We start from the raw sequence: 13,955 nt of genomic DNA on the forward strand, positions 1-13,955 counted from the left end.
GAAACTCCACCCGACAGGACACTTGAGTGAGTCGCACTCAAACGTTGGTAAAGGCGAATCGGCTACAGCCGGAGCCCGGCAGCGTTTTAACCACGTAATCGCCAGGCACCGCGACGGCCGGACTACGACATCCGGCCGCGCGCCACGAGCGGCGGTTTGCGCGGGTTCGCCGGGGTGGACGGGGCCACATCCAGACGATCACGTCGGTGAGTACGTGCTGGGCCAGCCAGGTACGCGGATCGCGCCAGCCGCGCTGGGAGCGGCCCACTCGTAGAGGCGAGTGCCGGGTCGGGTGCGGCCGGCGAGGTAGCCGACCGTACCGGCGACCATGGCCAGGGTGAGGGGGAACGCGGGTCAGACACGGCGGCCTCCGGCGGGCGTGGTGGTGTGGCTGATCGAGCACCTGGTCTGGCGGTGCCGCTGCACAAGCACATCCGGCGCGGCCAGCGGTTCGTCGCCTACTCCGAGTGGCATCTGCTGCACACCGCCACCAAGGAGGTGGACGACCTGACCGGCGCGTTCACCGGAGAAGGCGCCGAGGAGACCGTCGTCCGCGCCGATCTGGCGGCCCTCGTCGGTCAGTTGCGCGAACTGGGCCTCCTCGACGCACGCCCCGCCCCGGCGCCCGACCCCGGCCCGACGCACGTGCGCGAAGTCCTGCCCCCGAGGGCCCGGCTGAGCGTCGCCGACCGCGCCGCCGGCCTGCTCGCGCTGGCCACCGCGCTCTTCCTCCCGCGCTGCACACCGATCGGGGCCGGTATCGCGATCGCCCGCGTGATCGCCCGCGTTCCGCTGCGCACCGCCACCCCCGAGCGGGCCGACGCCCTGTTCGCGGCCGTGCGCCGCGCCGGACGCAGCTGGCCCGGCCGGGCGGCCTGCCTGGAGGAGTCGTTCGCCTGCTACCTCGCCGCCGCGTTGCGCGGCCAGGGCGTGACCTGGGTGATCGGCGCCAGAACCGCCCCGGCCGGCGCGCACGCCTGGAACGAGGCCGGCGGCCAGGTCATCGGCCAGGACGCGGGGGAGCGGGTATGGCCCTACGCCCCCGCGCTGCGTGTCCGCCCCGGGCGCGCGAAAGAGAAGACACATTCGCCACCCCCCGCCACAGAGAGGGACCGTGACACCCGTTCGGGGGGTTCGTTGGCGCAGACGTGACGACTTCTCCTGAACCCGAACGTCCCGCCACCGCCGGCCGGCGGCGCCGCTCCCGGCGCCGCCCGCAGAGCGTGACCATCCCCCGGTACACCGTCAGCGGCGAGCGCCACGACGACGCACTCGACGCCTCCTGGTGGACCATCGCCCGCCGCCTGCCCCGCCTCTCCGCCCTCGCCATCCGGCTGGCCTGGCAAGCGGCCCCACACGCCGTGCTCCTGACCTGCCTCCTCCAACTCGTCAGCGGAGCCGTCACCGCACTCGGCCTGTACGCCACCACCAACGCGCTGACCCCCCTGCTCGCCACCGGACCCACCGGCGAGCGGGTCCACGAAGCACTGCCCGCGCTGATCATCGTCACCCTCGCCGCCTGCGCCCGCTCGATCGTCGCGGCCCTCACCGTCGCGACCACCGCCCGCATCGGCCCCCGGGTGGACGGCATCGCGGAGATCCGCTACCTGGAAGCCGCCACCCGCGCCCCACTGGCCTGCTACGACGACCCCGCCTGGTCCGACCAGTCCGAAGCGGCCTCCCGCGCGGCCAAGGACACCCACCTGATGGTGGAGGCCCTGACCACGGTCACCACCGCGCTGCTGTCCATCGCCGCGGCGGCCGGCGTTCTCGCGCAACTCCACCCCGTGCTGCTGCCCCTCCTCCTGCTGGCCGTCATCCCCCGAGGCTGGGCCGCCGTACGCGCGGCCCGCGCCGCGTACTTCGCCGACCGGCACACCCTCGCCGACCGCCGCCTGCGGCATTCGGTCATCTTCGAGACCTCCAGCCGCGAGAACGCCCTGGAGGTCCGCGCCTACACCCTGCGGAACTGGCTGCTGGGCCGGTTCCGCACCGTCGCGGCCCGCCTGGAGGACGCCGCCGCCACCGCGGGCCGCACCACCGCCCGCTACCAGCTCCTCGGCGACGCCGTCGCCGGCACCGCCACCGGCGGCGTCTACGCCACGCTGCTGTGGCTCACCGCGACCGGCCGCATCCCCCCGGCCGCCGCCGGCACCGCGTTCCTCGCCGTCCAGACCAGCGGGCGCCTGCTGATCGGCCTCGTCCAGGGCGCCAACACCACCTACAAGACCGGCCTCTACCTGGGCGACTGGGACGCCTTCCTCGCCGACACCGCCGCCCGCACCCGGCCGGCCGCCCACGCCGAACCCGTGCCGACCGAGCCGGAGACGATCGAGGCCCGGTCCGTCACCTTCCACTACCCCGGCGGCGAACTGCCGGCACTGAGCGACGTCAACGTCCGCGTCCGCCGCGGCGAGGTCCTGGCCATCGTCGGCGCGAACGGCTCAGGCAAGTCCACCCTCGCCAAACTCCTGGCCGGCCTCTACACCCCCACCACCGGCACCGTCACCTGGGACGGCACCGACCTCGCCCGCGTCGACCCCGAACAACTCTGGCGACGCCTGGCGATGCTGCCCCAGGACTTCGCCCGCTGGCCGGTCACCGCCCGGGAGAACATCACCCTCGGCCAGGGCCCCCAGGACGAACCGAGCATCACCGCCGCCGCCACCGCGGCCAGCGCGGACACCGTACTCGCGGCGCTGCCCGACGGCCTGGACACCAACCTCGCCCCCTCCTGGTGGGGCGGACGCGACCTCTCCGGCGGACAGTGGCAACGCATCGCCGCCGCCCGAGCCTTCTACCGCGACGCCCCCGTCCTGATCTGCGACGAACCCACCTCGGCCCTCGACCCCCTCGCCGAGGAAGCCGTCTACCGGCGCATCCAGCACCTCAGCGAAGGCCGAACCGTCATCCTGATCAGCCACCGCCTCGGCGCCACCCGCACCGCGGACCGCATCCTCGTCCTCGACGGCGGCCAGATCATCGAAGAGGGCACCCACGACTCACTGCTCACACGCGACGGCGGAACATACGCCACCATGTGGCGCGCCCAGGCAGACACCTACGCCGGCACCTCCGGAACGTTGACCGGGGCGTAGCAAGGGCGACGCGGAAGCGGGCGAATCGACCGTCTCGATCCTTCGCCGCGTCTCAGGAACTTCGCCGTTTGATTTCTTGCCGCTTTCCTGTGGCCTGCGGCGACTTCTACATCCCGTCCAATCGTTCCGCGAACGGCTCGAAGGAGTCGTGTAGGCACCCGTGCCGGGGGCGCAGTTCGCTGCCCTGGAATGGCCAGTTGACGTTGGGCGTCGCCCTGAGCCAGCCGATGGAAGCGATGCGGGTACGGACCTTGTGCCGAGTCAGGTGCCCTTCGTCGGCTGTCGAGCGGACGGGGCTTCCTCTCCCATCGCCTTCTCGGGGCCCAACCTCCATGAGCGTCACGCGCTCCGGCCTCTCTCTGCGACGTCCCTCCGATCCGCCCACCTCGCTACCGTCATCGCGGAGCTGTCAGCGAACCACTTGGCATCGCGTCAGCTCGATGACTAGCTGGGACGCCAGGAACCACGCCGCCGCCGCGTGGCCGTAGGGGATGTAGTCGTTGGTCGGCGACGAGCGCAGGCCGTTCGCGGTGGGGGTGAGGAACCCACCGAAGACGCCCCAGATCCGAGGCTTACGGGAGCGGACGAACAGGGGGTCGGCGAGGTGCGGGCAGTGGCGTGTGGCGAGGTCCGCGCACGGTTCGCAGAGTGGCGGCTTGGTGGACAACGCGCCTTCGGCCCAGTCGCTCGTCTTCTTCTCGCCGGCAGGATGCGGCAGGAGAAAGAGGATGCCTCGGGAGGTTCGGCTGGCGGGCTCACCACAGACCTGGCAGAGCATGTCGAACATGCTGCGACGCTGGCGGAAGGAGTGCAGGGTGCTGAAGTTCGGACGTCCTTCGCCGGGGGCCTCGGTCATCCGAGCCCACAGAACGCCGTGCCGGTCCCGGTCTGTGGGGACCTCGTCCCGGTAGGCCAGCCCGGTGCCGCTCCGGTTGGAGATCAGCGCCTTGCCGACGGAGGCCTTCTCCTCGCTCCACGCGGTGGCGTAGGGGACGGGCAGGTCGGTCCGGCCCCACGTCCGAGGAAATACGGGCGCGGTCGGGCGAGCAGACATCAATGTGGATCTTTCCTGGTCGGTTCATCAAGGTGGTGGTGAGAAGCTCTTCGGGGCCGGGGGAACGTGCGGTTCTCGATCCGGAGGAGAGCGGGGGGAGGGCCTGCCTCGGATGAGGGCGGGCAGGCCCGGCGACAGCGGCGCCTCAGGCGCTGGGTCTCAGCTCCAGGTCCGCCCAGACGCGTTTGCCCCACGGCAGCGGGTCCGTTCCCCAGCGCGTGGTGACGGCTTCCACGAGGCGCAATCCACGCCCGGAGCCGTCTTCGTCGCCCGGGACCCGGAGCGTCGGCAGGCAGCGGGACTTGTCCACGACCGCGACCTGCACGCGACGCGGTCCCAGTCGCGTGACCCGGAGCCTGATCGCATGGCACGCGGTGTGTTGGACCGCGTTGGCGACGAGTTCGGTGACGATCAGCGCGATGTCGTCCGTGAGTTCGCTCAGTCCCCAGGTGGTGAGGGCGGCGCGGGCCAATCGGCGGGCAGCTGCAGCGCTTTCCTCAGCGCGTGGGAGGGTGTGGGAGACGCTGGGGCGGTCGAGGTGGCTGGTCATGGCGATCGCGGACATACCGGTGCCTCCGGTCGTGGGCAGGGGAGTTGGGGGAGTCCCTGGCCGCTTGTGATACGGCCCGGCCTTCCCGAGGCTCAACCAAGGTCGCCCGATGGCGAGTTCTTCCGCAATAGAATCTGCTTGAGAATCATCCTCGGCATCGGAATTGGTATATGCCCAGGCAAGCGCATGAGCTTCTGCTCCGTGCGCGACGGTGATAGAGCTGATCAGAAGGCATTGACGGCGCGCGCATGCGTCGGATGGGAGGGCACGTGGCCGCGAAGCCGCAACCGACGGCACGGCGCATCGGACTCGGGCACGAGCTGCGCCAGCACCGCAAGGAGGCAGACCTGACCATCGAACAGGCGGTGCGGGGGCTGCCGTTCGACGAGAGCACGCTGCAACGCGTCGAGACCGGTTGGAAGTCCTTCCGACAGGCGGGCCACCTGCGCCTGCTCCTGGAGCGCTACGGCATCACCGACGACGAGGAGGTCGAGCGGCTGGTGGCGATGCAGCGCGACGCGTCCAGCCGGGAGTGGTGGACCGGCGTGGGCAACGTCAACCTGCTCTCCGGGATGCAACGCTTCCTCGGCGTCGAGTCGGCCGCCCGGGAGATCCGCCTCTTCCACCCGACCGTGATCCCGGGACTTCTGCAGACCGAGGGCTACGCACGGGCGCTGCACGAGCTGACCAAGCCCGTCGACGAGACCACCACGGAGTTCGGGCAGAAGAGCGTCCAACTCCGCATGAGGCGGAAAGACGCCATCACCCGCGACGACGAGCCCGTGAAGATCTGGGGTGTCCTGTACGAGCCCGCCCTCCGCTATGCCATCGGCGGTGTGGACGCGATGCGGGAGCAGTACGCTGAACTCGCCGAGCTGGCCACCCGGGACAACGTGACCCTGCAGGTCCTGCCCCAGACGGGGAGCGGCTATGTCGCCTACCATGACGTCAACATCATGATTCTGGGTGGGGGTTTGCCCGCGACGGTCCAGACGGACACCGCGTGGTTCACGGTCGCGGTATCAGACAAGCCCCGAGACGTTGGGCGCTTCTCCCGAATGTTCGACGCGATGGTGGCGGGAGCCTTGCCTCCGGGGGCCACCCCGAAGTTTCTGCAGCAACTATCGAGAGAGATCACCGAATGAACAACCACCCTGCCGAGGTTCCGGCGTCCGTGCTGGAGGATGCCGAGTGGTGCAAGTCCTCGTACAGCAACGGCGGGGGCAACTGCGTCGAGACCGCCGACCTGACCAACACCCGCTGTGACGCCGTTGCTCTCCGCGACTCCAAGGTGCATGGCGGCCCGGTGCTCATGCTGGCCCCGGAGACCTTCGCCGCGTTCATCGACGACGTGCGAGCGGGCCATCTGAGCGCGTGACCAGCCGATCGGCTGTCTTCCCCCGATGAGTCGGGGGAAGACAGCCTCGCTTGCGGGCCAGTTCGCGTCAGCCCAACAAGCGTTGCACTTCTTCCGCGCACCCCCACGAGAGTGTGACGCCGGCGCCTCCGTGCCCGTAGTTGTGAAGGACGACGGTGCCGTCCGCCTGCGGTGCCTTCTCGACTCGGACGGTTTCCCTGGTCGGTCGGGTGCCGATGCGGTGCCCCCAGGACGTAGGCGTGGGCGAGGCGGCGTTCGACCCAGGCGCAGCGGTTGATGATGTCAGCCGCCGCCTGTTCATTGTGGTCGAGGTCGCCTTCACCGTCGAGGGCTGTGCCGCCCAGGACGTGGAAAGGATTCGCTGGACAGCACCCGACAGTGATGGAGCCACCGCCGCATGAGTACCCCTGCAGGGCTGTTAGTGCCACCTTGGCCTCATTGCGGTCACGGCGCGGATCCGGCCACCGATCCCGTGGGCTGCCGTGGCATCCACGTCTCCGGTCACACCGCCTGCTTCGCCCACCTGACCGACGCCGACCGCGACACCTACCTCGCAAGCCTGGCCCCCGGCGCTGACATCGATCACCGAGGCACCCTCTTCACTGCAGACCTACTGAAGCTACTCCTGACCGCTTTGCACGACCCCATCACCCGGCTTCCCTACCTTGGACGGGCGGACTTCGGCGAGGCGCGGTTCGCCGGAGATGCGAGGTTCGACCGGGCGCGGTTCTCGGGCGACGCCTGGTTCGACGGGGCGGAGTTCGACGGCGGAGCCAGGTTCGGCGCGGCCAAGTTCTCCCGCGACGCTGGATTCGGCGAGACCCGGTTCGCCGGAGACGCGAGGTTCGACCGGGCGCGGTTCTCGGATGGCGCCTGGTTCGGAGAGGCGGAGTTCGCTGGCAGCGCCAGGTTTGACCGAGCGGAGTTCGCTGGCAGCGCCAGGTTCGACCGAGCGGAGTTCGCTGGCAGCGCCAGGTTCGACAGGGCGGATTTCACCAGTAACGCGAGCAACACCAGGTTCGTCAAAGCCCGGTTCGCCGGCGAAGCCGAATTCGAACAGGTCAAGTTCGCGGGCAATGCATGGTTCGAGGGGGCGGAATTCGCCGGCGACGCACGGTTTCGCGAGGCGCAGTTTGTAAGCCACGCGTGGTTTGACGGGGCGCTGTTCGCCGGCGACGTCCGCTTCGGCGAAGCGTGGTTTGCCCGCCACGCAGACTTCACCGGAGCACAGTTCCTGCGGGCTTCCCGGTGGGGGCCTGTGACGTGCGCGGGGGTGTTGGATCTTTCGGGCGTGGTGTTCGGGGTGCCTGTGACGTTGGAGATCGCGGCGCGTGAGGTGCAGTGTGTGCGGACACGATGGGAATCGACCGCCACGATACGGGCGCGACACGCTTCCGTGGATCTCGGCCACGCGGTGCTGGCAGCCCCCATCGCGGTCACCGCCCACCCGACTCCGTTCACCTCCAGGTTCGGTCAGCTCCTGGACGAGAGCCCACTGACCGATCTCGCAGGGGTCCGCATGGTGTCGGTGCAGGGCGTGGACGCAGCACTGCTGGTATTGACCGACACCGATGTGTCCGACTGCCTATTCTCCGGGGCCTTTCACCTGGACCAGCTCCGTCTGGAAGGCCGCACGGTCTTCGCGCCACCACCCACCGGCTGGCGCCGCCACGGCCTTTGGCCGGTGCGTTGGACACGCCGGCGAGTACTGGCAGAGGAACATCACTGGCGGGCCCAGGTTGCGGGCCAACCCGCCCCGCCCTCAGGAGCCACGCCATCGGCTGACCAATGGCGCCCGGGCTCGCACCATCCCGACCCCAACCTCACCCCCGACCCGGACGACATCGCCCCCCTGTACCGGCAGCTCCGAAAAGCCTTCGAGGACGCCAAGAACGAACCGGGAGCCGCCGACTTCTACTACGGCGAATGCGAGATGCGCCGCCACGACCACACCGGCACCCCGAGAGTGGAACGTGGCCTGCTGTGGGGGTACTGGCTACTGTCCGGCTACGGCCTACGCGCCTCCCGCGCCCTGGGCTGGCTCGCCGTATCCATGCTCGCCACGATCGTGCTGCTGATGGCCTTCGGCCTGCCGACTTCCTCCCCGAAACAGAAAGCGACCGGCACTGTCCCGTCCAGCGGAGGCGAGGTCACACTCACCATCGACAAGCAGCCCCCGCAGAACCCCACCGGCGACAGATTCTCCAGCGAACGCTTCGAGAAAGCCCTGAGTGTCACGTTCAACTCCGTTGTCTTCCGTTCCAGCGGACAGGACCTCACCACGACCGGCACCTACATCGAGATGACCTCCCGCCTCCTCGAGCCCACTCTCCTCGCCCTCGCCGTCCTCGCCCTCCGCGGACGCATCAAACGATGAACAAACGCGTGCTGAGTGCCTGCTTCTATCTCAGGCGCTTTCAGTACTCGGTCACTTTCGCGAGAATGGTTGGTGTGACAGCAGACCAGACAGGCGATCAGCCAGCGACCCAGGAGGACTCGGGACATAGGATCACTATTCGTGGCAGCAGCGACGGCTCAGTGCTCTATGGCACCCAGAACGGCATGGCGGAGATAGCAGCAACGGCTGTTGTCACCGCTGCGGTGTTGCCCTTCGTCCAAGCGCTGGCCGCCCAGGCCGGCCAACGAGCTTTTGAAGCCGCACGGAGTCTCGCCACATCCCTGATCAAGAGAACCCACCAGGACCACCCACGCCACTTCATCCTCGCTGTCCAGGACGAAGGTCGCCCCATCACCTTCGAGGTGCCGCCCGGTCTCCCTGACGCGGCTCTCCAGGCCCTCGCTGTCACCGACGTCGAGGAGCTCACGGCAGCGGACCCGAGTGGCGGTCAGATCAAGATCCATTGGAACCCTGAGACGGCCCAGTGGCAGCGCATAGTTGGCTGAAGGCGTCGACGACCTCTGGGCGTCGAGGACGACCGCCCCCGCCACTGCTAACGCCGGATTGGTCAGTCCCGTTCGGCTTCGCGCGAGGCTGGCTGACCGCTCCTGCCGGAGGTCCAGCGGACTTCTCCGGCGGGGGCGTCGTGGGGTGTCGTGCCGTTCGGGCAGGATGATGTAGGTGCCGGAGCCGGGGGGTGTTCGGCGGAGGCCCGCCGCATGCGCTGGGCCCAGTCGGGGGTGGGCCACTTGGTGTGCTGGTCCCAGCGTAGTCGGGCGAGGTTGAAGTGTTCGGGGCTTGTGCGGGTGAGATCGGCGCCGGTGAAGTCGCTGGCCGCCATAGTCAGGTCTTCCTGAGCTGAAGTGAGGTCGAGGTCGCGGTTGGGGTTGAGGAAGCGGTCGCGGTTGAGGTCGAGGGTGCGGTCGCTGTCGCGGTCGATGTCGCGGGCGCCCATGGAAGCGCTGGCGCGGTGCAGTACATCCGCGAGTTCAAGGAGGACAGGGCGGCATCGCAAGCGGGTGGCGGGAGGGGCGTTCTTCCACCGTGCTGCCGCCTGGAGCAGGAGATCAGGCTGCCGGGCGACTTCTGGGCCGGAGGCGTCCTGCTGCCGCTGCGGTGGGGTGGTGCTGCCGGGCTCCGGAGGGGCATGCGTCAGCCGCCGAGGGAGGGGCGTGGTGAGGAGGGACGCGAGGTAACGGCGCCACAACGACCGGCCCTGAGGGTGGCGTTCGTGCCGGGAACCGCCTGCGGGCCGGGGCGCAAGGAGGGAGCCGCGGTAGCGCCGCAACAGCGAAGTCCGGGTCACGCCAGGCTCCCCCTGCTGCTGGGTCTGCCCCGCCGACGGCGCGGCAGACAGGCTGCTCCCGGGCGCCGTGCCCTCACCAGCCGCCCGCGTTGAGCCGGAGCCAGGCTCGCCGGAGGAGGTTGCGCCGGCCGGGGTGGGTTCGTGCAGGACGGCGCGGGCAGCCCGGGCGGAACCCCGTTGCTGCAGCAGAGCGGGCGCGGCGGCCCCGACCATCACCGCGGCGTACTCGCCCGTGATCTGGGAGTGGAACAACCACCCCGCGCCCCCACCCAGCAGCACCCGGGTGAGACCGGCCAGGGCGTCCGCTGGCGGGTCGAGATACCGCCGCAGCGGAGGTAAACGCCGCCTGCGGGCCAGCGCCGCGTACCGCGCGGCCCGCCAGGCGGAGATCTGGCTGTAGAAGACCACCGCCTCGGTAAATCACTCCGCCTACAGCCCCCAGCAGCGCGGCCGTCTGCCACTCCACCAGCACCCCTTCCAGCCCTCTGTCACCATCTCCCGCATTCGGGGGAACCTCACCCCCACATCGCACCGGCGGCCAGCGAGGTGGTGCCGGGCACCTGCTCGGCGATCACGCGCACGCGGGTTCCGGCTTCGGCGAGAACGACGGCGGTGGTCAGCCCGGCCTCGCCGGCTCCGATGACGACAACGTGCTCACCAGCGGTCATGCTCGCGACTCTAGCGATGGTGTGGAGTCGATGCGGCGTGCTGGGCAAGGGTGTTGTCCAGGGCAGGCAGGAAGTCGCCGACGTACGCGTTGCGTTGACGCCTACGCAGGTCGATGGAGAGCTGGTGAAGCAACGCCGAGCTTCGCGGGGGAGCGCACGGCGGTGAGGCGTGCGGCGGCGATCTGGTCGATCTCGCAGGCGGCTTCCGTTGTTCCGACGCGTAGCGACCCGATACAGGGTTTCTCATGCCGGACCAAACCGCGGTTTCTCGGGCTCCTCTCGGGCATGTCGCCGTCTCACAGATGGAGCACGCCCGCATCTCCGACAGCCCGCCCGCCCCGCCAGCCTCGCCCGGCGTCGGCCGCCCGTCCACCCTTCTCTAAGAGCGTCCGCCAGTAGGTCACCGGATGCGGGGGCTTCGGGGGGCGGTTGGGCCAGCGATAGAGGGTCCATGCCCGGCGGATGAGGCTACGGATGGTGATGATCGCGGTGCCGAGGGCGATGAAGAACTCGACGCAGACGCGGCGACGTTCGGTGCATCGGCGGAGCTTGCCGAAGTTGTTCATCCACGAGTTCGTGCGCTCCACGACCCACCGTCCGTCGGCTTGGATCGGGGTCTGTTCACCCCGTTTGGCGATCTTCGCGGTGATGCCGCGTGTGTCGAGGTGGGCGTAGACCGGCCGGTAGTCGTAGCCCGCATCCAGGCTTAGCGCCGGTCGTTCCGGCAGCGGGCCGAGCGTCTTGGCGAGGTTGGCGTAGCGGTCGAGGGTGACGGGCAGCATGGTGTGATCGCGAATGTTGGCCGGTGCGGGCTCGGTGACCAGCGGGATGCCGTACGCATCGGTGAGCTGTGAGCGTTTGACGCCCTGTTTGGCTCGGTCGACGGGGCTCTTGCCCGCGCATTCGCCGCCCGGGGGGGCCTTGGTCTGGCAGCCGTCGGCACTGAGCTGTTCCAGGCCAAGGCCGATCATGCGATCGTAAGCGGCGAGCGCGGCCATGCGCAGGGCCTCGCCCGCGCCGACCGTAATCCACTCGTCACGGCGCCTGCGCAAGGTGGTCGCCGAGCATGTCGCGTCCGCCACTCGCTCGTATCCCATCCCGGACACCAGCACTTCGATGAGCTTGTTGAAGACCACCTCATCCGGGATCCGCCGACGATGACATCCCAGCGGATGGGTACTGACCCGCTGCGGCAATGACGCAAGGAACTCGGCACGGATGGGGGCGATGATCAACGATGGCACGACAGGCACATCTCCTCCTGCGAGCGCAGCTCGGCCTGGGGTGGCGTGGCCGCCTGGTCAGTGAGCGGCGTTCTCGGCGACCGGCTTTGTCTCGGCCGCTGGAGGTTGCGCTGTGGCGGGGGATCGCAGCAGGGTGGCGGCGAGCACGAGAGCAACGGCGACGAGGCCCGAGCCGATGCGGAAGGCGAGCTGGTAACCACCCGTGAGTGCCGAGGCGGTGCTTGCCCCGTCGCCCAGCAGGGCATCCGTGTGCGAGGTGGCGAGTGTGCTGAGGACCGCGAGGCCGAACGCGCTGCCGATCTGCTGCATGGTGTTGAACATGCCGGAGGCGATCCCCGAGTCCTGGGGCGTGGCCGCTGACATCGCAAGCGTGGCCAGCGACGGCATCGCAAGGCCGAAGCCGATACCGAGCGGCAGCAGCGCGGGCAGGACGTCCACGGCATAGCTTCCGCCTGCCGGTACGCGGCCGAGCGCGGCGAGACCTACCGCGATCAGCGAGAGTCCTGGAAGGAGTACGGCACGGGGGCCGGAGCGCGCGATCAGCTTGGGCGAGAGGCCGAGGGACAGCGCGCCGATCGCGACCGAGACCGGGAAGATGCCGAGGCCGGTGTGTATCTCGTCGAAGCCGAGCACCTTCTGCAGGTAGAGCACGCAAAGGAACTGGAAGCTGAACATCCCGGCCACCATGAGGGCCTGGATACCCATCGCTCCCGAAACGTTGCGCGAGCGGAACACACGCAGCGGCAGGAGCGGGTGGGCCGCCTTCGCCTGGCGGGCGACGAAGGCGAGGAGCAGAGCGAGCGCCACGGCCCCGAAGCTCAGCGTGTGTGCGGAAGTCCAGCCGTAGTTGGTGGTCTCGGCGATCGTGTAGACGCTGAGCATCAGTGCAGAGGTGACCAGGAGCGCGCCCACGACGTCGGTCCCCTTGCCGAGGCCGACACCGTGCTCGGACGCGAGCACGCGCCCGGCCAACAGCGCGGCCACGATGCCGATCGGGACGTTGACGAAGAAGATCCAGTGCCAGCTGATGGTCTGCGTCAGGGCGCCGCCGGCGAGGAGGCCCATCGAGCCGCCGGCGGACTGGACGAAGCTGTAGACGCCGATGGCCTTGGCCCGCTCCTTCGGCTGCGGGAACAGGTTCACGACCATGCCGAGGGTGACGGCGGAGGTCACCGCACCGCCGATGCCCTGGACGAACCGGGAGGCCAGCAGCACCGCCGGGTCCTGGGACACACCGCACAGTAGCGAGGCAGCCGTGAAGAAGCTGAGGCCGGTGATGAAGACGCGCTTGCGCCCGATGAGGTCGCCGAGCCGTCCGGCAAGCAGCAGCAGACCACCGAAGGGGACCAGGTAGATGTTGACAACCCAGGCCAGGCCCGACGAGGAGAACCCGAGGTCGCGCTGGATGGACGGCAACGCCACGTTCACGATGGTCCCGTCGAGGATGACCATCAACTGCCCGGCGCAGAGCACGGCCAGTGCCGACCAACGCGATGTCTGTGCTGATGAGTTGGTTCTCCGCACGGGAACCCCTTCCAATGGTGCATGACTTGTTACAGCAGCCATCTTCTGTAACCATGACGCGCTGTGGAAGGAGGCACTTTCATGTCACGCAGTCACACCGATGTGTCCGACTAGGTCGGCAACGAGGCGTGCCCGATCACCGAGGTCCTCGACCGCGTCGCGGGCAAATGGAGCATCGGAATCCTCGTCGCCGCCGCACACGGTCCGGTCCGGTTCACCGAGTTGGAACGCAGCATCGAAGGCATCAGCCGACGCATGCTCACCTTGAACCTGCGCAAGCTGGAACGCGACGGCCTGCTCATCCGGACCGTCTACCCCACCGTGCCACCCAAGGTGGAATACAGCCTCACGCCCATGGCCCGCGAACTCCACGCAACCCTCACCGAGCTCGTCGGCTGGGCAGAACGCCACCGAGCCGACATCACCGCCGCCCGCGCCACCTACGACGCCGCCACGGCACCAGCTCCCTGACGTCGGCGGAGGATCCCGCAGGCGCTGAACGATCACCTACTGGCGGACGGCCTTATCACTCGTCGGTGGTGTCCTTGTCGCGCAGCGGGCGCAGCCCGCCGGGCAGGTCGGGGAGCTGGAAGGAGTACCGGCCGTGCATCTCCTTATCTGGACACCTTTGAGTGACCTCTGAACCGGCGCCGTGGCGGTGGAGGTACGGGGCTCGTTGGGCCGTCCGAGTGCAGGCTCGGGGAGGCCGGTGTGCGGGTGGTCAAGGAACGCGAT

Annotated in this window: 12 protein-coding genes and 2 pseudogenes; 8 read left to right on the top strand and 6 right to left on the bottom strand. The window is 69.2% G+C overall.

Annotated features, from left to right (window positions below; translation table 11 throughout):
* The first annotated feature begins 387 nt into the window (after positions 1-387).
* On the top strand, positions 388-1,152 hold the full coding sequence (locus FH715_RS22260; RefSeq protein ID WP_139648119.1) for a lasso peptide biosynthesis B2 protein: 765 nt from the start codon (positions 388-390) through the stop codon (positions 1,150-1,152).
* Positions 1,149-3,098: an ABC transporter ATP-binding protein gene (locus FH715_RS29380; RefSeq protein WP_139648121.1), complete on the top strand. Its 1,950-nt coding sequence runs from the start codon at positions 1,149-1,151 to the stop codon at positions 3,096-3,098. Before FH715_RS22260 ends, FH715_RS29380 begins: the two co-directional genes overlap by 4 nt.
* Positions 3,099-3,507: 409 nt before the next feature.
* On the opposite strand, the gene FH715_RS22270 is transcribed toward FH715_RS29380, so the two are convergent.
* Together FH715_RS22270 and FH715_RS22275 are read right to left on the bottom strand one after the other, a co-directional pair.
* Entirely contained in the window at positions 3,508-4,152 is a 645-nt protein-coding gene (locus FH715_RS22270; protein ID WP_139648123.1) for a hypothetical protein, read from the bottom strand.
* Between the two features lie 145 nt (positions 4,153-4,297).
* Positions 4,298-4,717, bottom strand: a complete 420-nt coding sequence (locus FH715_RS22275; RefSeq protein WP_139648125.1) for an ATP-binding protein — start codon at positions 4,715-4,717, stop codon at positions 4,298-4,300.
* A gap of 254 nt (positions 4,718-4,971) precedes the next feature.
* Between FH715_RS22275 and FH715_RS22280 the strand changes: the two genes are divergently transcribed.
* From FH715_RS22280 to FH715_RS22300, 5 genes are all read left to right on the top strand, one after another.
* Positions 4,972-5,847 carry a helix-turn-helix domain-containing protein gene (locus FH715_RS22280; protein WP_211367737.1) on the top strand — a complete coding sequence of 292 codons (876 nt, stop codon included), beginning with the start codon at positions 4,972-4,974 and terminating at the stop codon, positions 5,845-5,847.
* Positions 5,844-6,080, top strand: coding sequence for a DUF397 domain-containing protein (locus tag FH715_RS22285; protein WP_139648129.1), 237 nt, complete (start codon positions 5,844-5,846; stop codon positions 6,078-6,080). The genes FH715_RS22280 and FH715_RS22285 overlap by 4 nt, the downstream gene beginning before the upstream one ends.
* 239 nt (positions 6,081-6,319) lie before the next feature.
* A complete protein-coding gene (locus tag FH715_RS29595; RefSeq protein WP_170184792.1) occupies positions 6,320-6,481 on the top strand; it encodes a hypothetical protein in 162 nt (53 codons plus the stop codon).
* A complete protein-coding gene (locus FH715_RS22295) occupies positions 6,478-8,457 on the top strand; it encodes a pentapeptide repeat-containing protein (protein WP_139648132.1) in 1,980 nt (659 codons plus the stop codon). The genes FH715_RS29595 and FH715_RS22295 overlap by 4 nt, the downstream gene beginning before the upstream one ends.
* Before the next feature lie 74 nt (positions 8,458-8,531).
* A complete protein-coding gene (locus tag FH715_RS22300) occupies positions 8,532-8,984 on the top strand; it encodes a hypothetical protein (RefSeq protein WP_139648135.1) in 453 nt (150 codons plus the stop codon).
* Positions 8,985-9,046: 62 nt separating this feature from the next.
* Here the strand turns inward: FH715_RS22300 and FH715_RS22305 are convergent, their stop codons facing one another.
* The 4 genes and pseudogenes from FH715_RS22305 to FH715_RS22325 form a co-directional block, all read right to left on the bottom strand.
* Entirely contained in the window at positions 9,047-10,192 is a 1,146-nt protein-coding gene (locus FH715_RS22305; protein ID WP_139648137.1) for a hypothetical protein, read from the bottom strand.
* A 110-nt stretch (positions 10,193-10,302) separates the two neighbouring features.
* A pseudogene (locus FH715_RS22310) lies at positions 10,303-10,452 on the bottom strand (FAD-dependent oxidoreductase); the annotation flags it as partial.
* Positions 10,453-10,862: 410 nt separating this feature from the next.
* Positions 10,863-11,705 (bottom strand): annotated as a pseudogene (locus tag FH715_RS22320) (IS5 family transposase); the annotation flags it as partial.
* A gap of 48 nt (positions 11,706-11,753) precedes the next feature.
* Positions 11,754-13,148 carry an MFS transporter gene (locus FH715_RS22325; protein ID WP_246108893.1) on the bottom strand — a complete coding sequence of 465 codons (1,395 nt, stop codon included), beginning with the start codon at positions 13,146-13,148 and terminating at the stop codon, positions 11,754-11,756.
* A 207-nt stretch (positions 13,149-13,355) separates the two neighbouring features.
* Here FH715_RS22325 and FH715_RS22330 point away from each other — a divergent pair, with 207 nt between their 5' ends.
* Positions 13,356-13,691 carry a winged helix-turn-helix transcriptional regulator gene (locus FH715_RS22330; RefSeq protein ID WP_170184793.1) on the top strand — a complete coding sequence of 112 codons (336 nt, stop codon included), beginning with the start codon at positions 13,356-13,358 and terminating at the stop codon, positions 13,689-13,691.
* Positions 13,692-13,955 lie beyond the last annotated feature (264 nt).

Origin of the sequence: Streptomyces sedi, from assembly GCF_006335015.1 — a bacterium.
GTDB lineage: Bacteria > Actinomycetota > Actinomycetes > Streptomycetales > Streptomycetaceae > Streptomyces > Streptomyces sedi.